General features: G+C 72.0%; 18 protein-coding genes. 9 read left to right on the top strand and 9 right to left on the bottom strand.

Annotated features, from left to right (window positions below; translation table 11 throughout):
• The 3 genes from FNH09_RS32885 to FNH09_RS32875 form a co-directional block, all read left to right on the top strand.
• The coding region (locus FNH09_RS32885) for an alpha/beta fold hydrolase (RefSeq protein ID WP_152893549.1) at window positions 1-873 on the top strand (873 nt) is incomplete at its 5' end.
• Window positions 870-1754: an SDR family oxidoreductase gene (locus tag FNH09_RS32880; RefSeq protein ID WP_152893548.1), complete on the top strand. Its 885-nt coding sequence runs from the start codon at window positions 870-872 to the stop codon at window positions 1752-1754. The genes FNH09_RS32885 and FNH09_RS32880, both read left to right, overlap by 4 nt.
• 86 nt (window positions 1755-1840) lie before the next feature.
• A complete protein-coding gene (locus FNH09_RS32875; protein WP_152893547.1) occupies window positions 1841-2023 on the top strand; it encodes a hypothetical protein in 183 nt (60 codons plus the stop codon).
• Window positions 2024-2193: 170 nt separating this feature from the next.
• Here the strand turns inward: FNH09_RS32875 and FNH09_RS32870 are convergent, their stop codons facing one another.
• The gene (locus tag FNH09_RS32870; RefSeq protein ID WP_162469441.1) at window positions 2194-5433 is read right to left on the bottom strand and encodes a S41 family peptidase; all 3240 of its coding nucleotides are present in this window, start codon (window positions 5431-5433) and stop codon (window positions 2194-2196) included.
• A gap of 218 nt (window positions 5434-5651) precedes the next feature.
• Between FNH09_RS32870 and FNH09_RS32865 the strand changes: the two genes are divergently transcribed.
• The 5 genes from FNH09_RS32865 (at window position 5652) to FNH09_RS32845 (ending at window position 10489) form a co-directional block, all read left to right on the top strand.
• A complete protein-coding gene (locus FNH09_RS32865; protein WP_152893546.1) occupies window positions 5652-6251 on the top strand; it encodes a TetR/AcrR family transcriptional regulator in 600 nt (199 codons plus the stop codon).
• A 102-nt stretch (window positions 6252-6353) separates the two neighbouring features.
• A complete protein-coding gene (locus FNH09_RS32860; RefSeq protein WP_162469442.1) occupies window positions 6354-8585 on the top strand; it encodes an MMPL family transporter in 2232 nt (743 codons plus the stop codon).
• A 157-nt stretch (window positions 8586-8742) separates the two neighbouring features.
• On the top strand, window positions 8743-9258 hold the full coding sequence (locus tag FNH09_RS32855) for a YbaK/EbsC family protein (RefSeq protein WP_152893544.1): 516 nt from the start codon (window positions 8743-8745) through the stop codon (window positions 9256-9258).
• The gene (locus FNH09_RS32850; RefSeq protein WP_162469440.1) at window positions 9255-10100 is read left to right on the top strand and encodes an EamA family transporter; all 846 of its coding nucleotides are present in this window, start codon (window positions 9255-9257) and stop codon (window positions 10098-10100) included. Before FNH09_RS32855 ends, FNH09_RS32850 begins: the two co-directional genes overlap by 4 nt.
• 113 nt (window positions 10101-10213) lie before the next feature.
• Complete coding sequence (locus FNH09_RS32845) at window positions 10214-10489, top strand: DUF1876 domain-containing protein (RefSeq protein WP_152893543.1); 276 nt, start codon at window positions 10214-10216, stop codon at window positions 10487-10489.
• Between the two features lie 66 nt (window positions 10490-10555).
• Here FNH09_RS32845 and FNH09_RS32840 read toward each other — a convergent pair whose 3' ends face one another.
• The 6 genes from FNH09_RS32840 to FNH09_RS32815 form a co-directional block, all read right to left on the bottom strand.
• The gene (locus FNH09_RS32840) at window positions 10556-11719 is read right to left on the bottom strand and encodes a serine hydrolase (protein ID WP_162469439.1); all 1164 of its coding nucleotides are present in this window, start codon (window positions 11717-11719) and stop codon (window positions 10556-10558) included.
• Window positions 11720-11823: 104 nt separating this feature from the next.
• Window positions 11824-12270: an Ohr family peroxiredoxin gene (locus FNH09_RS32835; protein WP_162469438.1), complete on the bottom strand. Its 447-nt coding sequence runs from the start codon at window positions 12268-12270 to the stop codon at window positions 11824-11826.
• Window positions 12271-12408: 138 nt separating this feature from the next.
• Window positions 12409-12888, bottom strand: a complete 480-nt coding sequence (locus FNH09_RS32830; protein WP_162469437.1) for a transcriptional regulator, SarA/Rot family — start codon at window positions 12886-12888, stop codon at window positions 12409-12411.
• Window positions 12885-13643: an energy-coupling factor ABC transporter ATP-binding protein gene (locus tag FNH09_RS32825; RefSeq protein WP_152893542.1), complete on the bottom strand. Its 759-nt coding sequence runs from the start codon at window positions 13641-13643 to the stop codon at window positions 12885-12887. The genes FNH09_RS32830 and FNH09_RS32825 overlap by 4 nt, the downstream gene beginning before the upstream one ends.
• Window positions 13631-14392, bottom strand: coding sequence for a cobalt ECF transporter T component CbiQ (gene cbiQ, locus FNH09_RS32820; protein WP_162469436.1), 762 nt, complete (start codon window positions 14390-14392; stop codon window positions 13631-13633). Before cbiQ ends, FNH09_RS32825 begins: the two co-directional genes overlap by 13 nt.
• Window position 14393: 1 nt before the next feature.
• On the bottom strand, window positions 14394-15452 hold the full coding sequence (locus FNH09_RS32815; protein ID WP_162469435.1) for an energy-coupling factor ABC transporter permease: 1059 nt from the start codon (window positions 15450-15452) through the stop codon (window positions 14394-14396).
• Window positions 15453-15625: 173 nt separating this feature from the next.
• Here FNH09_RS32815 and FNH09_RS32810 point away from each other — a divergent pair, with 173 nt between their 5' ends.
• Complete coding sequence (locus FNH09_RS32810) at window positions 15626-15979, top strand: SsgA family sporulation/cell division regulator (protein ID WP_152893540.1); 354 nt, start codon at window positions 15626-15628, stop codon at window positions 15977-15979.
• Window positions 15980-16074: 95 nt separating this feature from the next.
• On the opposite strand, the gene FNH09_RS32805 is transcribed toward FNH09_RS32810, so the two are convergent.
• On the bottom strand, window positions 16075-17742 hold the full coding sequence (locus tag FNH09_RS32805) for a penicillin-binding transpeptidase domain-containing protein (protein ID WP_162469434.1): 1668 nt from the start codon (window positions 17740-17742) through the stop codon (window positions 16075-16077).
• 220 nt (window positions 17743-17962) lie between these two features.
• The gene (locus tag FNH09_RS32800) at window positions 17963-19606 is read right to left on the bottom strand and encodes a penicillin-binding transpeptidase domain-containing protein (RefSeq protein WP_152893539.1); all 1644 of its coding nucleotides are present in this window, start codon (window positions 19604-19606) and stop codon (window positions 17963-17965) included.
• Window positions 19607-19769: the final 163 nt, after the last annotated feature.

Here is a 19769-nt window from a genome sequence, read left to right as displayed (position 1 = left end):
GTCCCCGCCCGCGAGCTGACCGCCGTCTCCGCCGACGGCGCCGAACTCCATGTCGAGGTGCACGGCCCCGAGGGCGCCCCGCCCGTCGTCCTCGCCCACGGCTGGACCTGCTCCACGGCGTTCTGGGCGGCCCAGATCCGCGACCTGGCCGTCGACCACCGGGTGATCGCCTACGACCAGCGCGGTCACGGACGCAGTCCGGCGAGCCGGGACTGCGGTACGGACGCGCTCGCCGACGACCTGGAAGCCGTCCTGGGGGCGACCCTCGCGCCCGGCGAGAAGGCGGTGGTCGTCGGGCACTCCATGGGCGGCATGACGGTCCTGGCCGCCGCGGCCCGCCCGGTGTTCCGCGCGCACGCGGCGGCCGTCCTGCTGTGCAGCACGGGCAGTTCGCGGCTGGTCGCCGAGTCGACCGTCGTACCGATCCGGGCCGGCGCGCTGCGGACCTGGCTGACCCGGCACATCCTCGGGTCGAGGGCACCGCTCGGACCGGTCACGCCGGTCGCCCGGCGGATCCTCAAGTACGCCACGATGGGCGCCGGTTCGGCGCCGCACATGGTCGACGCCTGCGCGCGGATCGTGCACGCGTGCCCGCGTCAGGTCAGGCACGCCTGGTCGCAGGTGCTCCACCTGCTCGATCTCGACCACGGGGTAACGGAGTTGACGGCGCCGACGGAGGTGGTCGTGGGCACCGCCGACCGGCTGACCCCGCCGGTGCACGCCCGCTCGCTGGCCGCCGCGCTGCCGCACTGCGTCGGCCTCACCGAACTCCCCGGCCTCGGCCACATGACGCCCGTCGAGGCGCCCGAGCTGGTCAGCGGGCGGATCCGGGCACTCGTCACCACGTACGTACAGGTCAAGGAGGGCGCATGAGCAGGGTCGGTCTCGAAGGGCAGGTCGCGGTCGTCACGGGAGCCGCGCGCGGCGTGGGGGAGCAGCTCGCGCGCAAGCTGTCCGCGCGCGGCGCCAAGGTGGCGCTGGTGGGGCTGGAGCCGGACGCCCTCAAGCAGGTCTCGGAGCGGCTGCACGGCGAGAGCGCGCACTGGTGCGCCGACGTGACCGACGGCGAGGCCATGGCCCAGGTCGCGCGGGAGGTCGTGGAGCGGTTCGGGAAGGTCGACATCGTGGTCGCCAACGCCGGGGTCGCCACCGGCGGACCGTTCGCCGACTCCGACCCAGTGGCCTGGCGGCGGGTGATCGAGGTCAACCTGATCGGCTCGGCGGTGACCGCCCGCGCCTTCCTCCCGGCACTGGTGGCCAGCCGTGGCTATCTGCTCCAGATCGCCTCCCTGGCCGCCATCACGCCCGCCCCGATGATGACCGCGTACTGCGCGTCCAAGTCGGGTGTGGAGGCGTACGCGCACAGTCTGCGCGCCGAGGTCGGCCACCAGGGCGTCCGGGTCGGGGTGGGGTATCTGTCCTGGACCGACACGGACATGGTGCGCGGGGCCGACCAGGACGAGGTGATGCGGGAGCTGCGGCAGCGGCTGCCGTGGCCGTCGAACAAGACCTACCCGCTGGGTCCCGCGGTGGACCGGCTGGTGGCCGGGATCGAGCGGCGGGCCGCCCATGTGTACGGGCAGTGGTGGCTGCGCGGGATGCAGGGGGTGCGCGGATATCTGCCGGGGCTCATCGGGAGCGTCGGGCAGCGGGAGATGCGGCGGTTCGCGCCCAGGTTGCAGGGGATGCGATCAGGCCTGGTGGGAGCGGGTGGAGCGGCCGACGAACAGGCTCGCGCTACGCACCGTGACTGATCGACATGCGCAGCGTGTCCGGCCGTGTGAATCTGGTCGAGGCCCGATCAAGGGCCTTCCCCCCCCCAACACGGGAGTGAACCCACATGGGTATGAAGGACAAGTTCCAGGACCAGGCTCAGCAGATGCAGCAGAAGGGCAAGCAGAAGGCCGACGAGGCCAAGCAGCGCGCCCAACAGCAGACGCAGCGGGGCCGTGAGCCGCAGCACGACACGGAGCGCAGCCGCCGTGAGCAGGAGGACCGCCTCAACCAGGACTACGACGCCTGAAGCGGCTTCCGCGCTGAACCGCGCTGAACCATGAGCAAGGGGTGCCCCTGACGAGGGGCACCCCTTCCTCACATCCTCAAGTCCTCGACGACCACGGCCCCTTGCCCGTGCGCCCGGCCGGTCTCAGGGCCGGGCGCACGGGCAAGGGGCCGCGGCCGAGGGGCGCGGGCTCAGCCGCGCGGCGGAAGCTTCGGCCGGGACCGGTCCGGTACCCGGCTGCGGTCCGGCGGGGTCGCCGGCGGGTTCGTCTCCAGCAGGTCCAGGGCGAGTTGTACGGCGTCGTCCAGTTGGGCGTGCCGTCCCTCCGCCCAGTCCAGCGGGGTGCGCAGCACCTCCAGGTCGGGCAGCACGCCGTGGTTCTCGATGGACCAGCCGTAGGCGTCGAACCAGGCCGCGTTCATCGGCACCGTGATCACCGTGCCGTCGCCCAGTTGGTGCCGTCCGGTCATGCCGACCACCCCGCCCCAGGTGCGCTGGCCGACCACCGGGCCGAGGTTCAGCAGTTTGAAGGCCGCAGTGATCATGTCGCCGTCGGAGGACGTGGCCTCGTCGGCGAGGGCGACCACCGGGCCCCTGGGGGCGTTCGAGGCGTACGACACCGGCTGGGCGTCGCGGGTCAGGTCCCAGCCGAGGATGCGGCGGGTGAGTTTCTCCACGACCAGTTCGCTGATGTGGCCGCCGGCGTTGCCGCGTACGTCCACGATGAGCGCGGGCCGGGACACCTCCATGCGCAGGTCCCGGTTGAACTGGGCCCAGCCGGAGCCGCCCATGTCGGGGATGTGCAGATAGCCGCAGTGTCCGGCGCCCAGTTCCCGTACGACCTCGCGGCGCTTGGTCACCCAGTCCTGGTAGCGCAGCGGCCGGTCGTCGGTGAGCGGCACCACGGCCACCCGCCGGGACCGGCCCGCCTTGCCCTCCGCGGGGGCGAAGGTGAGCTCCACCGTCGTGCCGCCCGCGGCCGCCAGCAGCGGGTACGGGCCGGTCACCGGGTCCACCGGCCGCCCGTCCACATGGGTGAGGACGGCTCCCTCGCGGATGCCGGTGCCGGCCAGCGGGGAGCGGGCCTTGGAGTCGGAGGAGTCGCCGGGCAGGATCCGCTTGACCATCCAGCCGCCGTCCCGGCACACCAGGTTGGCGCCCAGCAGGCCCTGTCGGCGCTGGTAGTGCGGCGGGCCCTCGTTGCGGCGCGAGGGGGTGACGTACGCGTGCGAGGTGCCCAGTTCGCCCAGCACCTCGCGCAGCAGATCGGCGAACTCGTCGGGGGAGGCGACCCGTTCGACCAGCGGCCGGTACTGCTCCAGCACCCCGTCCCAGTCGACGCCGCACATCCCCGGGTCCCAGAAGTAGGCGCGGATGAGTCGGCCGGCCTCGTCGTAGGCCTGCCGCCACTCGGCGGCCGGGTCGACCTCGTGCAGGATGCGCCGCAGGTCGATCCAGACGGTGCTGTCGTTGTCGCCGGCCTCGCCGGACGGCACCGCCCGCAGCTCGCCCTCGTCGACCACGACCAGCCGGGTCCCGTCCCCGCTCACCGCGAACCAGTCCAGGTGGTCGACGAGTTCGGACTTCTTCGCCTTGCTGATGTTGAAGTGCTCCAGCGTGGGCCGCCCGCTGGTGTCGTCCGGGTTGACGAAGGTCTCGCCCAGCGCGCCCGAGATCGGCCAGCGCAGCCAGACCAGGCCGCCGCCCGCGACCGGATACAGCGCCGAGTACTTGGAGGCGGTCACCGGGAACGGTGTCACCCGGCTCTCCAGCCCCTCGACCTCCACGGTCACCGCGCCGTCGCCGCCCTCGTCCTCCATCGGGTCCAGCCCGCCGGCGGCCGGGCGGCCCTCCGGGGTCAGGGCGAACGGGGAGGGGGTCGCCGACGACAGCGGCACCAGGTAGGGGCGGCAGCCCAGCGGGAAGGACAGGTCGCCGGTGTGCACGTCGTACACCGGGTCGAAGCCGCGCCAGGACAGGAAGGCCAGGTATCGCCCGTCCCGGGTGAACACCGGGTTCTCGTCCTCGAAGCGGCCGTTGGTGACGTCGACGACGAGGCCGGTCCCGCCGTTGTGGGCGATCCGGGCCATCTTGATCTGCCGCAGCGACCGCCCGATGCCCGGGTGCGACCAGGTCAGCCAGGCTCCGTCGGGGGAGAAGGCGAGGTCGCGCACCGGCCCGTTGACGGACCGGATCAGCTCGGTCACCTCTTCGTTGGACTCCTCGGTGGCGTCGATCAGCAGCAGTCGTCCGTCGTGCGAGGCGATGGCGATGCGCTCGCCCTCCGGGTCGGAGACCAGTTCCAGGACCCGTCCCAGTTCCCCGGAGGCCAGCCGGCGGGGCGGGCGGTCGCCGGTGGCCCGGGGCAGGTAGGCGATCTCGACGGCGTCCTCGCCCTCCGCGTCCGTCACGTACGCGACCTGTCCGCCGGAGCCGAGCATCTCCGGCAGCCGCACCCGCACGCCCGGGGTGTCGATGATGGTGCGGGCGGGGCCGTCCCGGTGGGTCAGCCAGTACAGGCTGCCGCGCACCACGACGGCGCTCGCCCGCCCGGTCTCGTCCACGGAGATGCCGTCCACGTGCTGGGCGGCCGGTACCTGGTAGGGGCGGCGGCCGGCCCGAGGTCCGCCCAGCCGGATGTCGAGCCTGCGCGGTACGGAGCGCGGACTCAGGTCGTCGACGATCCACAGGTCGCCCGCGCACTGGTACACCACGCGGGTGCCGTCGCTGGAGGCGTTGCGGGCGTAGAAGGCGTCGTGGTCGGTGTGGCGGCGCAGATCGGAGCCGTCGTAGGCGCACGAGTACAGGTTGCCGATGCCCTCGTGGTCGGAGAGGAACGCGATCCGTCCGTCGGCGAACATCGGGGACTGGAGGTGGCCGCCGATGTCGGGGACCAGTTGTTTCCCGTGCAGCCACAGGCGGCCCATGGCCCCGCCGCGGTAGCGCTTCCAGACGGCAGGTTCGTGCGGCGGGGTGCCGGTGAGCAGGAGGGTCTTGCGGTCCCCGTCGAGGTCGGCGACCTGGATGTCGGAGACCGGACCCCAGGGCATGCGGCCGCCGGGGTCGCCGTCGGTGGGCACCTTGTAGGCCCAGGTGAAGTAGGGGAAGGGCTGGCCGTGGGAGGCGACGGCGAGGATGTCGCCGTCCGGGGTCCAGCCGCAGACCTGGGTGTCGGCGCTGCCCCAGTAGGTGAGTCTTCGGCCGGGCCCGCCGTCCACCGGCGCGAGGTGGATCTCGGGGACGAGACTGCGCCAGGTCGTGTACGCGATGTCGCGGCCGTCGGGGGAGAAGCGGGGATGGCCGACCTTGGTGCGGTCGACGGTCAGGCGCCAGGCGCGGCCGGGCCCGTCGAGCGAGGTCAGCCAGAGGTCGTCCTCGGCGACGAAGCACAGCAGGTCCTCGTGGAGATGGGGCAGACGCAGATAGCTCACATCCCCATGCTTTTCCGCCGAATGGCCCCGGGCAACTCGTGAAAAAGGGTGCGTGTCGCCCGAGGGTGACCCAGCACACGTACGAAACGGTTTCGTTTCGCATGAAGGCTGCGCTACATTCGTCCTGTACGAGGACGACGTACGGAACGTCGTACGGAACGACGTCGTACGGAAGAATGTCGTTCGAAGTGCACGCCGGAGCGGAAGTGGTGAGTGGCATGACCGAGGTCGCAACCGCACGGCGCAGTCGGATCACGCCCGAGCGCGAGGCCGAGCTGTACGAGGCCGTGCTCGACCTGCTCCGGGAAGTCGGCTACGACGCCCTCACCATGGACGCCGTGGCCGCCCGCACCCGGTCCAGCAAGGCGACGCTCTACCGCCAGTGGGGCGGCAAGCCGGAACTGGTCGCCAAGGCGATCCGGCACGGCAAGCCGGGCCGCGCGGGCGACATCGACACCGGGTCCCTCAGAGGCGATTTCCGTATGCTCGTCTCGCGCGAGGACGACTGCACCATGGAACGGAACTCCGCGCTGATGCGGGGCCTGTTCATGGCGGTGCACACCAACCCGGACCTGCTGCGGGCGTTCAAGGAACTGCTCGTCGAGCCGGAGATGGACGAGTTCCGCTCGCTGCTGCAACGGGCCATCGACCGCGGTGAGATCCGCGCCGACTGCCCCGCGCTGGAGTACGTGGTGCACATGCTCATCGGAGCGTTCGCCACCCGGGCGCTGATCGACGACCATCCACCGACGCAGGAATTCCTCACCTCGTACATCGACGCCGTGGTCCTCCCCGCCCTCGGCGTTCCCACCGTCTGACGCATCCCCGAGCCAGGCCCCCCACCTGACGTGACCGCTCATGTCGTCGGGCTGATGACCCCTGCCCCGAAAACCCCCACGACTGACCGGGAGTTCGCCCTCGTGGCCACTTTCCTCTACAGACTCGGCCGGTTCGCCTTTCGGCGACGGCACTTCGTCGCCCTGATCTGGGTCGCACTGCTGACCCTCGCCGGCGTCGGCGCGGCCAACGCCCCCGCGGCCGGCAGCACCTCGTTCTCCATCCCGGGCACCGAGGCGCAGAAAGCTTTCGACCTGCTGGAACAGCGCTTCCCCGGGATGAGCGCCGACGGCGCGACCGCACGGGTCGTCTTCAAGGCGCCCGGCGGCGAGAAGGTGACGGACGCCGGCAACAAGGCCACCGTCAGCAAGACCGTCGAGGAGCTGTCCACCGGCTCCGAGGTCACCTCCGTCGCCGATCCCTTCAAGACCCACGCGGTCAGCCAGGACGGCACGATCGCCTACGCGTCCGTGAAGTACGACGCCTCCGGCATGGAACTGAAGGACGCCGCCAAGGACGCCCTGAACGACGCGGCGCAGCACGCCCGCGACGCCGGACTGACCGTCGAGATCGGCGGTGACGCGCTGACCGCGGCGCCCGAGACCGGTTCCACGGAGGTCATCGGCATCGCGATCGCAGCGGTGGTCCTGGTCATCACCTTCGGTTCGCTGATCGCGGCCGGTCTGCCCCTGCTGACCGCCCTGATCGGCGTGGGCATCGGCGTGTCCACGATCACGGCACTGGCGAACGCGCTGGACCTGGGCTCCACCACGTCCACCCTCGCCATGATGATCGGCCTCGCGGTCGGCATCGACTACGCGCTGTTCATCGTCTCCCGCTACCGGGCCGAGCTGGCCGAGGGCCGCGAGCGCGAGGAGGCGGCCGGACGGGCCGTCGGCACGGCGGGCTCCGCGGTGGTCTTCGCGGGCCTGACGGTGGTCATCGCGCTGGTCGGCCTCTCGGTCGTCAACATCCCGATGCTGACCAAGATGGGTGTCGCGGCGGCGGGCACGGTCGCGATCGCGGTCCTGATCGCCCTGACCCTGATCCCCGCACTGCTCGGCTACGTCGGGCGCAAGGTGCAGCCCGCCGGGACCAAGAGCAGGCTGCTGGGCGGCGCCCGCGCCGCCCGCAAGGCGGCCGAGCGTCCGGGCCGGCCCAACATGGGCGCGCGCTGGGCCAGCTTCGTCGTACGGCGGCCGGTGGCCGTGCTGCTGCTCGGCGTGATCGGACTCGGCGCGGCGGCCGTCCCGGCCGGCTCCCTCGAACTGGGCCTCGGCGACGACGGCTCCCAGCCGGTGTCCACGACCCAGCGCCGGGCCTACGACCTGCTGTCGGACGGCTTCGGCCCCGGCTTCAACGGACCGCTGATGGTCGTCGTCGACGCCGGCGCGAGCGACTCCCCGAAGGCGGCCGTCGCCAAGGTGAGCGACGAGATCAAGGGGCTCGACGACGTCGTGACGGTGACCCCGGCGACGTTCAACAAGGCCGGCGACACCGCGACGATCACCGTGATCCCGGACTCCAAGCCGTCCTCCGTCACCACCGAGGACCTGGTGCACGGCATCCGCGACACGGGCGCCGGGATCAAGGCCGAGACCGGCGCGACGGTGCTGGTCACCGGCTCGACGGCGATGAACATCGACTTCTCGCAGAAGCTGAACGACGCCCTGATCCCCTACCTGGTGCTGGTGGTGGGCCTCGCCTTCCTCCTGCTGATCATGGTCTTCCGTTCGATCCTGGTCCCGCTGAAGGCCGCGCTCGGCTTCCTGCTGAGCGTGATGGCGGCGCTGGGCGCCGTGGTCGCGGTCTTCCAGTGGGGCTGGCTGGCCGGCCTGCTGGGCGTCGAACAGACCGGACCGATCATGTCGATGATGCCGATCTTCATGGTGGGCGTGGTCTTCGGACTGGCCATGGACTACGAGGTGTTCCTCGTGACCCGGATGCGTGAGGCGTACGTGCACGGGGAGAAGCCGAGCCAGGCCGTCGTCACCGGCTTCCGGCACGGCGCCCGGGTGGTCACCGCCGCCGCCGTCATCATGATCGCCGTCTTCTCCGGCTTCATCGGCTCCAGCGAGTCGATGATCAAGATGATCGGCTTCGGCCTGGCGATCGCGGTCTTCTTCGACGCGTTCGTCGTCCGGATGGCCATCGTCCCGGCGGTGCTCGCGCTGCTCGGCCGCAAGGCCTGGTGGCTGCCGAGGTGGCTGGACCGCGCCCTGCCGAACATGGACGTGGAGGGCGAGGCCCTGAGCCGCGCCACCGGTTCCGGCGACACGGAACCGGACGCGCACCGCGAGCCGGCGCACGTCTGACGCTTCGGCCGCGCCGAAGGACCGGCCGGTGAGGGTTCCGTGCGAACGGGCACCCTCACCGGCCTCGTGCATGTGTTCGGGGCTCGGCCCTCGACCGGTCCGGCCCGCCGCGGAACCCGTTCGCCTGCCCGGTACACGTACCGCTAGCGTGCCGTGCATGACGACGACCGACGGCACGGCCGCAGAAGACTCCGCAGCACACCCCCGGTTCGCCGAGGCCGTGCGCGAGATGGGACTCGCCGAACTGCCCGGGCGGGTACGGCGCTTCCCGGACGCCACCCGAACCGCCGGCGAGGCCGCCGCCGCGATCGGCTGCGAGCTGAGCCAGATCTGCAAGTCGCTGATCTTCGCGGCGGACGGTGTACCGGTGCTGGTGCTCATGGACGGGGCCTCCCGGGTGGACCTGGAGCTCGTGCGCAAGGAGCTCGGGGCCGCGAAGGTGACCCGGGCCAGGGCCGACGTGGTGCGCGAGACGACCGGGTACGCCATCGGAGGCGTACCGCCCTTCGGGCACCGCACGGCGACCCGGGTGCTCGCCGACCGCTCCCTGCTCGCGCACGACGTGGTCTGGGCCGCCGCCGGCACCCCGTACAGCGTCTTCCCGATGGAGCCGAAGACCCTGATCGCCCACACCGGCGCCACCCTCGTGGACGTGCGCGAGCCCGCTGAGTGACTCCGCTCGTCACCGCGGCCGTCCTGCTGGCCGCGGTCACGCACGCCTCCTGGAACGCGATCGCGCACCGGATCACCGACAAGCTCGTCGGGTTCACGCTGATCGCGGGCGGCGGACTGCTCATCGGTCTGACGGCGGCGCCGTTCACGGCGTTCCCGCAGGCGCGGGCCTGGCCCTACCTCCTGGCGTCCGCCGCCATCCACATCGCGTACTACGCGCTGCTGATGACGTCGTTCCGGCTGGGCGACTTCGGGCAGGCCTACCCGATCGCCCGGGGCAGCGCGCCGCTCGTGGTCACCGTGCTCGCCGCGGTCTTCGCGCACGAGGTGCCGGACGGCTGGGCGGCCGCGGGCATCGTCGTGTCCTGCGCGGGACTCACCGGGGTCGCGCTGTGGGGGCTGCGCGGGCGCCGACCCGCCTGGGCGGCGATCGGCGCCGCGCTGGCGACCGGTCTGACCATCGCCGGGTACACGGTCGTCGACGGGCTGGGGGTACGGGCCTCGGGCTCGCCCCTGGGCTACATCGCGTGGCTGATGGCCGTCCAGGGCGGTGTCCTCCCGCTGTACGCCCTCATCCGGCGCCGCGGCGAACTCCCGTCCCTGCTGCGCCCCTTCGCCGCGGTCGGACTGCTCGGCGCGGCCCTGTCCGTGGCGGCGTACGCGCTGGTGCTGTGGGCGCAGACGAAGGCCGACCTGGCACCGGTCGCGGCGTTGCGCGAGTCGTCGATCATCGTCGGCGCGGGGATCGGTGCGCTGTTCTTCAAGGAGCGTTTCGGCGTGCCGCGGATCGCGGCGGCCGGGCTGCTGGTGGTGGGCATCGGGCTGATGCTGCACGCCGGGTAGTCGGTCCCGGGCGGGAGTCTCCGCTGTGGAAGCGGGGATCCGTGGGGCTCCGTGGGTGCGGTGGTGCGCGGGGAGGGGCACCCTGGAAGCAAGTGTTTGTGGAGGTGATCGTCATGATGCACACCGCAGTGGGATGGCATGTCGAGATGGAGTTCCTGGAGGACGACGAGCACACGCGCGCGGTCGCGATGGTGCGCCTGCCCGACGGCACCGAGGTACGCGGGCACGGTCACGCCAGCCGTCACCACTCCGACTCCAACCAGCCGAGAGTCGGGGAGGAGGTGGCGGCCGCCCGTGCGCTGAACGAGATGGCCATGCAACTGCTGAGCAAGGCGCACGGGGAGATCGACGCCGAGTCCGGGCGGATCTCGCACGCGATCCACGTCTAGGGCCTGTCCGCGGGCGGGTCGTGCGGCCGGGTTGCGCGGCCCGGCCGCGTCCGCGGGCGTCGCCGTTCAGCGCGGCAGTGCCTCGCGCACCGCCCGTACCAGGGCCTGCGCCCGGGGATCGGCCGTCACGCTAGTCCTGAAGCCGTTGGTCACATAGCCGAAGGCGAGTCCCGACTCGGGGTCGGCGAAGCCGAGCGCGCCGCCGCGGCCGGGGTGGCCGAAGGAGGTGGGGGACAGCAGCGGCGAGGCCGCGCCGTGCAGCATGTAGCCCAGGCCGAAGCGGGTGCCGACGACCAGGACCCGGTCGGCGCCCGCGGACCGCTCGCCCCGGGCCAGCTCCATCGTCTGCGGGGTGAACAGCCGTGTCCCGCCGTCGACTTCGCCGATCAGGGAGGCGTAGAAGCGGGCCAGTCCGTCGGCCGTCGCGATGCCGTTGGAGGCGGGCAGGGCCGCCGCCCGGTACGCCGGGTCGTTCTCGTCCGGCAGCGGCGTGATCGCGGCGAAGGCGCGGCGGGTCAGGGACTCGGGGTCGGCGTAGGCGTCGGCGACGGCCCGCGTGGGCCGGACCCGCAGGGAGCCCGCGCCCGCCGGGGGCTCGATCTGCCCGACCCGGCCCACCCGGTGGGCCTGCGCCGGGGCGAGCCCGAGCCGGAAGTCGGCTCCGGCCGGTTCGGCGATCTCGGCCTCGATCCACGCGCCGACCGGCACACCCGTGACCCGCCGGACCAGTTCGCCGGTCAGCCAGCTGTAGGTCTGCGCGTGGTAGCCGTGCGCCGTGCCCGGCTCCCAGACCGGCGTCTGCGCGGCGACCGCCGCCGCCCCGAGGTCGGGATCGGCCGCCTCGGCGGGGCTCAGCGGCCGGTCCAGCACCGGCACGCCCGCGCGGTGCGCCAGCAGGTCCGCGACGCGGGTCCGTTCCTTGCCCGCCGCCTTGTACTCGGGCCAGTAGGCGCCGACCGGGGCATCGAGGTCCAGCTCGCCGCGCTGGTGCAGCAGCAGGAGCGCCGCGGCGGCCACGCCCTTGGTGGCCGAGCGCACTATCTGGGCGGTGTCACGCTCCCAGGGCGCCGTGCCGTCGACGTCCCGGGTGCCGCCCCACAGGTCGACGACCCGGTGACCGTCCCGGTAGACGGCCACCGCCGCGCCCCGGTCCCCGAGCGCCTCGAAGTTCCGTACGAACGCTTCCCCGACCGGCTCGAAGCCCTCGGCCACTGTGCCGTGCACGTCCACGTCCGGAGTCCCTTCCCTGCACTGACTTACGACAGTCAGTGCAACACACCCGTCCGGCCTTCGATTCCACGGGGTGGCCCCGGCCGGGCGGCCGACGGCGCGGCTCAGCCCAGGACGATCGTCACGTCGATGTTGCCGCGGGTGGCGTTGGAGTAGGGGCAGACCTGGTGGGCCGCGTCCACGAGCTTCGCGGCGATCTCCGCGTCCAGGACCGGCAGGGACACGCTCAGGGCGACCGCGAGGCCGTAGCCGTGGGTCTTGTTGGGGCCGATGCCGACCTTCGCGGCGACGGTGGAGCCGGCCAGGTCGTAGCCCGCGCGGTTGCCGACGAGGATCAGCGCGTTGTGGAAGCAGGAGCTGTAGCCGGCCGCGAACAGCTGCTCCGGATTGGTGCCGTCGCCGTCGCCGCCCAGCGCCGGGGGCATCGCGACCTTCAGGTCGATCTGGCCGTCCTGGCTGGTGACATAGCCGTTGCGGCCGCCGTGCGCGGTGGCCTCGGCGACATACATGATCTTTGTCGGGCGGGTGTCGACAGCGGTGCCTTCGATCACGGCGGGACCTCCCCCAGGGCGTTGCGCAAACGGCAGATGGCACGGAAGTTACAGGTACATCGTGCACAAGGTACCGGCCGGTATGGAAGAGGTGGGGGATGGGGGGAGTAACCGTGGGTAATACCCGTGGGTGACGGTTCAGCGCAGGCGTTCGGCCGCGCCGAGGGCCCGTCCGGTCAGCTCCCACAGCTCCTCGCGCAGCCTCAGCACCGCCGCCGTGTCGAGCCCCGTCGCCGTGAGCAGCGCGCCGGGCAGCCGTGCCGCACGCTCCCTGAGCGCCTCCCCGCGCCCGGTGACGGCGACGAGCACCGAGCGTTCGTCGCGCGCCGAGCGCTCCCGGCGCACCAGACCCGCCGACTCCAGCCGCTTCAGCAGCGGCGAGACCGTGCCGTAGTCGAGCCGCAGCGCCTCGGTCAGCTCCTTGACGGTGATCTCGCCCCGCTCCCAGAGCACCAGCAGCACCAGGTACTGCGGATAGGTGAGGCCGAGTTCGTCGAGCAGCGGACGGTAGGCGGCCGTCACCGCGCGCTGGGCCGCGTACAGCGCGAAGCACAACTGATCGTCCAGCAGCAGCGGCTCGGCGTCCGGCCCGGTGTCGGCGTCCTCTGGGTGCGTCACGCGCCCATTGTCACCGAGCGGGGGTCGAAGCCGAAGGGGAGTTCCAGGCGGTGGGAGCGCATCAGTGCGTCGTCCGAGAGCAGTTCGCCCGTGCGCCCGTCGGCCGCGATCACGCCCTCGCTCAGGATCAGCGCCCGCGGGCACAGCTCCAGCGCGTACGGCAGGTCGTGCGTGACCATCAGCACGGTCACGTCCAACGACCGCAGGATGTCGGCGAGTTCGCGCCGGGAGGCGGGGTCCAGGTTCGACGAGGGCTCGTCCAGGACCAGGATCTCCGGCTCCATCGCCAGCACGGTCGCCACGGCCACCCGGCGGCGCTGCCCGAAGGAGAGGTGGTGCGGCGGGCGGTCCTTGAACCCCGCCATGCCGACCTGCTCCAGCGCGCGGTCCACCCGCCGCTCCAGTTCCGGCCCCTTCAGACCCGCCGCCGCGGGACCGAAGGCCACGTCCTCCCGGACGGTCGGCATGAAGAGCTGGTCGTCGGGGTCCTGGAAGACGATGCCCACCCGGCGGCGGATCTCGGCCATGTGCTTCCTGCCGACCGGCAGTCCCGCGACCGTCACCGTGCCCGCGCCGCCGGTCAGGATGCCGTTGAGGTGCAGCACGAGGGTCGTCTTGCCCGCGCCGTTCGGCCCGAGCAGCGCGACCCGTTCGCCGCGCGCGATGCTGAAGTCCACGCCGAACAGGGCCTGGTGGCCGTCGGGGTAGGCGAAGGCCAGTCCGGCCACGTCCAGTGAAGGTGTCACAGCGTCCATCCCAGCAGACATACGACGAGGGCGGCGAAGGGGAGGGTGAGGGCGTACGACCACTGCGCCCGGGAGGCGGTCACCTCGTCGATGACCGGCATCGCGCCGGCGTAGCCCCGGCTGACCATGGCCAGGTGCACCCGCTCGCCGCGTTCGTAGGAGCGGATGAACAGCGCGCCCGCGGACTTCGCGAGCACCCCCCAGTGCCGTACGCCCTTGGCCTCGAAGCCCCGCGACTCCCGGGCGATGCGCATCCGCCGCATCTCGTCGGTGATGACGTCGCCGTACCGGATCATGAAGGAGGCGATCTGCACCAGCAGCGGCGGGAGCTTCAGGCGTTGCAGGCCGAGCAGGAGTTCGCGCAGTTCGGTGGTGGAGGCCAGCAGGACGGAGGCGGCGACGCCGAGGGTGCCCTTGGCGAGCACGTTCCAGGCGCCCCACAGGCCGGAGACGCTCAGCGACAGGCCCAGCACGTCCACCCGCTCGCCCTCCGCCACGAACGGCATGAGCACGGCGAACGCGACGAACGGCACCTCGATCAGCAGCCGCTTCAGCAGGAACCCGGCCGGCACGCGCGCCGCGTACGCGACCAGGGCCAGCAGGACGGCGTACAGGCCGAACGCCCACATCGCCTCCCGCGGGGTCGACACCACGACCACCACGAAGGCGAACGCGGCGGCCAGCTTGGTGTGCGGCGGCAGCCCGTGCACGGCGGAGTGGCCGTGCCGGTAGAGCCGGTGCGCGTGTCCCGCCCCCACCTCAGGCGCCCGCGGACACGGACGCGGACGCGGGCGACACGTCGGTGGTACGGCGTCTGCGCACCGTCCAGAACACCGCGCTGCCCGCGACGACGGTGACGCCGACTCCGATCACGCCCGCGAGACCGCCGGACAGGCGCGCGTTGCCGACGTCCTTGACGCCGTAGCCGGCCAGCGGGGAGCCGTCGGACGCGTGCCGCTCGGCCTTGCGGTCGATGCCCTGGTCGTGGGCGACCTTCTCCAGGCCGTCGGGGGAGGCGGAGGCGTAGAAGCTGACGAAGCCGGCCAGCGCCAGGGAGGCGACCAGACCGCTGATCCACAGTGTGCGCCGGGAGGTGCGGGCGGCCACCGGGGCGGGCGCGGCGCCGGGGACGTCGACCAGGTCGCCGTTCACCCGCAGCTTCAGCCGCTGTCCGAGACCGCGCGCGCCGTGGACGAGGTCCGGGCGTACGGCGATCACGGCACCGACGGTCAGTGCGGTGATCACGGCCTCGCCGATGCCGATCAGCACATGCACGCCGACCATGGCGGTGGCGACCTTGCCGAGGGAGACGTCCGTGGTGCCGCCGACCGCGTAGATCAGCGTGAACGCCACGGCGGCGGCCGGGACGGAGAGCAGGGCGGCGACGAAGGAGGCGACCGTCACCGACCGCCGCTTGCGCGGCAGCACCCGCAGCAGGCCGCGGAAGACGGCGTAGGCGACCACCGTCGTCACGATCGCCATGTCGGTGATGTTGACGCCGAGCGCGGTCAGGCCGCCGTCGGCGAAGAGGATGCCCTGCATCAGCAGGACCACGGACACGCACAGGACCCCGGTGAAGGGGCCGACGAGAATCGCGGCGAGCGCGCCGCCCAGCAGATGTCCGCTGGTCCCGGCCGCGACCGGGAAGTTCAGCATCTGCACGGCGAAGATGAACGCGGCCACGAGTCCGGCCAGCGGGGCCGTGCGCTCGTCGAGCTCGCGGCGGGCGCCGCGCAGGCTCACGGCGACGGCTCCCGCGGCGACGACTCCGGTCACGGCGGACGTGGGGGCGTTGATGAATCCGTCAGGCACATGCACCGTTCGATGATAGTGGCTTAATGCGAACGAGTTGCAAGAGCGAGATGCTCGTGCATCGTGCATCGCTTGAACGGGATGCTCACCCCGAGGGGCGCATTCTGTGAAATATGCGACATTGGAGAGGAAGCGGAGTCTTAGATTCCGTGTTGGTCACGCATCGTGAGGGGTCGTCGATGTCTGTAGTCGAACAGTTCGCGCGAGCCCACATCGTCACCGACGAGAACGACCGGGCGGAGCCCGAGGCCGCTCCCGTGCGCCTGCGCTACGACCCGGACGACGATCCCGGGGCCGTGCGCATCGCCCTCCCCGGCCGGCCCGAGTGGACGTTCTCCCGGTCCCTGCTGGAGCAGGGGATGCGCGCCCCGGCGGGTTCGGGGGACGTACGGGTGTGGCCGTGCGGCCGGGTCCAGACCGTCGTCGAGTTCCACTCGGCGCAGGGGGTGTCGGTGGTCCAGTTCGACACGAAGACGCTGATCCGCTTCCTGCGCCGCACCTACACGGCCGTGCCCATGCCCCTGTCGAACTGAGGACGGCCTGGGGCCCGGCCGCCTGCGGGCCGGAGCCCGGTCACCCGCGGGCCGGAGCCCGGTCACCCGCGGGCCGGGGCCGGGGTCCGGTCGGTTCAGCCGCCCATGCGCAGCAGGGCCGCCACGATCGGGCCCGCCGTGTCACCGCCGTGGCCGCCCGCCTGGACGACACCGGCCGCCGCGAGGTCCCCGCGGTACGCCGTGAACCAGCCGTTCGGCTTCTCCTGGTTGTCCACCTCCGCCGAGCCCGTCTTGGCGCCGTAGTCCGGGCCGAGTCCCGACATCGCCTGCGCGGCGGTGCCGTAGGCGGCCGTGTACTGCATCAGCTCGCGCAGCTGCGCCAGCGTCTCGCCGGACAGGGTGCGCGTGGCGGTGGCCAGCGTGCGGCCGTCCGTCTTCGGGGAGACCAGATAGGGCTGGCGGAAGGTGCCCGACTTGACCGTCGCGGCCACGGACGCCATGTTCAGCGGGTTCATCCGCACCCCGCCCTGGCCGATCAGCTCCGCCGCCTTCTGCGCCTTGCTCTGCGGCGGCACCTCGCCGTCGTAGGTGGGCACACCGATCGCCCAGTTGTTCATCGACAGCCCGAAGACCTGCTGCGCCTGCTTGGTCAGGTCGGAGTCCGAGAGCTTGCCGGCCTGGCTGATGAAGGCCGTGTTGCAGGAGCGCGCGAAGCTCGCCTTGAACGTGCCGTCCTTGATCTCGAAGTCGTCGTCGTTGTGGAACTTCCAGCCGCCGTAGCTGAAGGTCTTGGGGCAGGGGTGCTTCTTGTCCGCCGACGCGAGGTCCTTCTCGATCAGCAGCGAGGAGGTGATGATCTTCATCGTGGAGCCGGGTGCGAGGGAGCCCTGGAACGCCGTGTTGAAGGTGTGGCTGGTGTTGGCGACCGCGAGGATCTCGCCCGTGGACGGGCGCATGAGGACCACCGACGCCCGTTGCTGCTTGGCGACCTGCTGTTCGGCCGCCGCCTGGAGGGTCGGGCTCAGCGTGGTCCTCACCGTGCCCGGGGTGCCCTTGCTCAGCTCCAGCAGGGTCTTGTCGGAGGCCTTGTCGGCCTTCGAGACCTTCCCGCGCACCACCCGAAGTTCGATGCCCGCCTTGCCGCCCGCGATCTTGCCGTACTTCTCGCGCAGTCCGTCCAGCACCGGGCCCAGCGACGGGTACTTGGCGGTGGTGATCTCTCCGCCGTTCCGGTCCAGGGCCGTCACCGGCGGGGTGTCGGAGTCGTCGGTGACGAGCGTGTCGCCGTCCTGGAGGTCGGGATGGACGACGGAGGCGTGCCAGCCGACCAGCGGCTTGCCGTCCGACGTCCGGCGCACGACGGTGAGCGCGCTGTCGTACGCGAGCGGCTTGCTGACGCCCTTGTACGTCACCGTGCCCTTCACCGAGAACGGCACCTTGTCGCCGACGCGGGTGCCCGCGGTGAGGGTGACGCCGGTGACATGGGCGTCCTTGGTGTAGCCGGTCAGCAGGGCGGTGGCGGCCGCGGAGTCGTCCGTGGCGGACGCGGCCAGGGTGGGGCTGCCCTTCTGCCAGGCCGTCAGGAACCGCGTGGCCGTGGTGGTGACCTCGGTCGCCGACAGCGGGCCGGTCTTGACCTTCGGCTTGTCGGACGAGGCCGTCGACGCGTCCTCGGCCGAGGCCCCGCCGTACAGCGCGTACACCCCGAGTCCGGCGCCTCCCACCACGACGGCGATGATCCCCCCGACCACCGCAGGTCTCGTGCGCCGCCGTGGCTCGGCGACCCTTCTTCGCTTGCCCACAGCCCTGCCCTCCGCGTTTCCCAGGGCCCCTCGCCCCGCCGTTCGCATTGCCCTCACACACCCAACGACGCGAACAGCCTAGAGTCCCGTCCTGTGCGGGTGACGTGAGCCACCCGTACGAACGGCCGCGCACCCGGTCACGGGGCTGCCGCACCGGCCGTGGGGCTGCGTACCGGCCGGTGCGGGCCCGGCCCCGTGCGGGCCGCCGCAGTCGGCCGCCTCAGCCGGCCGCGCCCAGCACCGCCGCCACGATCGGGCCCGCCGCGTCGCCGCCGTGGCCGCCCTCCTGGGTCATGGCCGCCGCCGCGACGTCGTTGCGGTACCCGGTGAACCAGCTGTTCGACTTCGCCTGGCCGTCGACCTCGGCGGAGCCGGTCTTCGCGCCGATGCGGCCGCTCAGACCGGACATCGCGCGGGCCGCGGTGCCGCTGGTGGCCGTGCGGTTCATCATGGACCGCAGCTGCTGGACCGTGCCGGCCGGCAGTCCCCGCGCGGTGGCGAGTTCGCGGTCGTCGAGGCTGCGGGGCACGATCACCGGCTGGTGGAAGGCGCCCGTCATCGCGGTCGCCGTCACCGAGGCCATGTTCAGCGGGCTCATCTGGACCTGGCCCTGGCCGATCAGGTTCGCGGCGGTGTCCGGGCCGCCGGAGGCCGGGACGGAGCCGTCGAAGGACGGGATGCCGGTCTTCCAGTCGTCCCGGCCGAGCCCGAACCGGTTCTGGGCCTCCTGGGTCAGGGAGTCGACCTTGACCTCGTCCGCGTACTTCACGAACGCGGTGTTGCAGGAGCGCGAGAAGCTGTCGGAGAGGCTGGCGTGCTCGTCCGGCGCCATGCCCGTGAGGTTGTGGAAGGTCTGGCTCTGCCAGACAGCGTTGTCAGGGCAGGGCGCGGGGCCGTTCGCGGTCGTGATCCCGTTGTCGATGAGGGTCGCCGCGCTGATGATCTTCATGGTGGAGCCGGGGGCCAGCCGGCCCAGGAAGGCCGCGTTGAAGCCGTCGTTGCGGTGGTTGGCGACGGCCAGCACCTCGCCCGTGCTCGGCTGCACGGCCACCACGGACGACTCGGCGTACTTCTGGACCGCCCGTTCGGCCGCCGCCTGCGCGCTCGCGCTGAGCGTCGTCGGCAGCCGGCCCGCCTTGCCCTTGGCGAGGGTCAGCAGCGTGGTGTCGGCGCTGTTGCCGTCGGCGTGCCGGATGCTCAGCTCCACGCCAGGCGTGCCGCCCGCCTGCTCGCCGTACTTCTCGCGCAGCTCGTCCAGGATCGGCCCGAGGGAGGGGTACTTCTCCTTCGTCAGGACCTTTCCGTCCCGGTCCACGGCCTCGATCGGCGGCTTCGCCGACTCGCCGGTGACCAGGGTGTCGTCCATGCCCGTCAGCTGCGGGTGCACGACCGAGGGCTGCCAGTCGACCAGCGCCCGCCCGGTGGTGATCCCGCGCACCACCGTCAGTTTGCTGCTGTAGTCGAGCGGCTCGGACTTCCCGTCGTACGACACCGTCGCCTTCACCGTGAAGGGGACTGTGGCGCCGCTCGCCGTCCCCGGCGTGATCCGCACCCCCGTGATGTGCGCGTCCTGGCTGTACGCCGTCAGCAGCGGCTCGGCCTTGGTGTCGTTGTTCGTGAATCCCGCCGCCTTCGCCGCGTCCCCCTTCTCCCAGGCCGCGAAGAAGGCGGCGGTGGTCTCCTTCACCTCGGCTCTGCTCGGCGGGCCGGTCTTCACGGGGGTCGCCTCACCCGCCTTCGACGACACCCCGCCTCCCGCGCTCTCGTTCAGCGCGGACACGAAGTTGTAGGCGCCGTATCCCGCGCCGCCCACCATCACGGTGAACACCGTGGCCACCACGGCGGACTTTGCCCCCTTGTGCATGTGCGAGTCCCTCCCCGTCGCGCCCCCTCCGAGGCACTTTCTGAACGCGTTCAGAACGCTCGACCGTTTACACCATAAAGCCAAGCGGGGCAGCTGTGACGGGAGTTCACTGAATCGAGAGCAGGGCCGGCCGGGCGGCGACGGCCGGAAACAGCCGGGAGGG

The sequence above is a fragment of the Streptomyces adustus genome, from assembly GCF_009377175.1.
GTDB classification, from domain to species: Bacteria; Actinomycetota; Actinomycetes; order Streptomycetales; family Streptomycetaceae; genus Streptomyces; species Streptomyces adustus.
This window is presented reverse-complemented; position numbering and strand designations above follow the sequence as displayed.

Coding starts and splice junctions, on each gene's coding strand:
- FNH09_RS32845 (WP_152893543.1), top strand. CDS start 10,214: ATGATGCACACCGCAGTGGGATGGCATGTCGAGATGGAGTTCCTGGAG.
- FNH09_RS32880 (WP_152893548.1), top strand. CDS start 870: ATGAGCAGGGTCGGTCTCGAAGGGCAGGTCGCGGTCGTCACGGGAGCC.
- FNH09_RS32855 (WP_152893544.1), top strand. CDS start 8,743: ATGACGACGACCGACGGCACGGCCGCAGAAGACTCCGCAGCACACCCC.
- FNH09_RS32810 (WP_152893540.1), top strand. CDS start 15,626: ATGTCTGTAGTCGAACAGTTCGCGCGAGCCCACATCGTCACCGACGAG.
- FNH09_RS32865 (WP_152893546.1), top strand. CDS start 5,652: ATGACCGAGGTCGCAACCGCACGGCGCAGTCGGATCACGCCCGAGCGC.
- FNH09_RS32875 (WP_152893547.1), top strand. CDS start 1,841: ATGGGTATGAAGGACAAGTTCCAGGACCAGGCTCAGCAGATGCAGCAG.
- FNH09_RS32825 (WP_152893542.1), bottom strand. CDS start 13,643: ATGGACGCTGTGACACCTTCACTGGACGTGGCCGGACTGGCCTTCGCC.
- FNH09_RS32800 (WP_152893539.1), bottom strand. CDS start 19,606: ATGCACAAGGGGGCAAAGTCCGCCGTGGTGGCCACGGTGTTCACCGTG.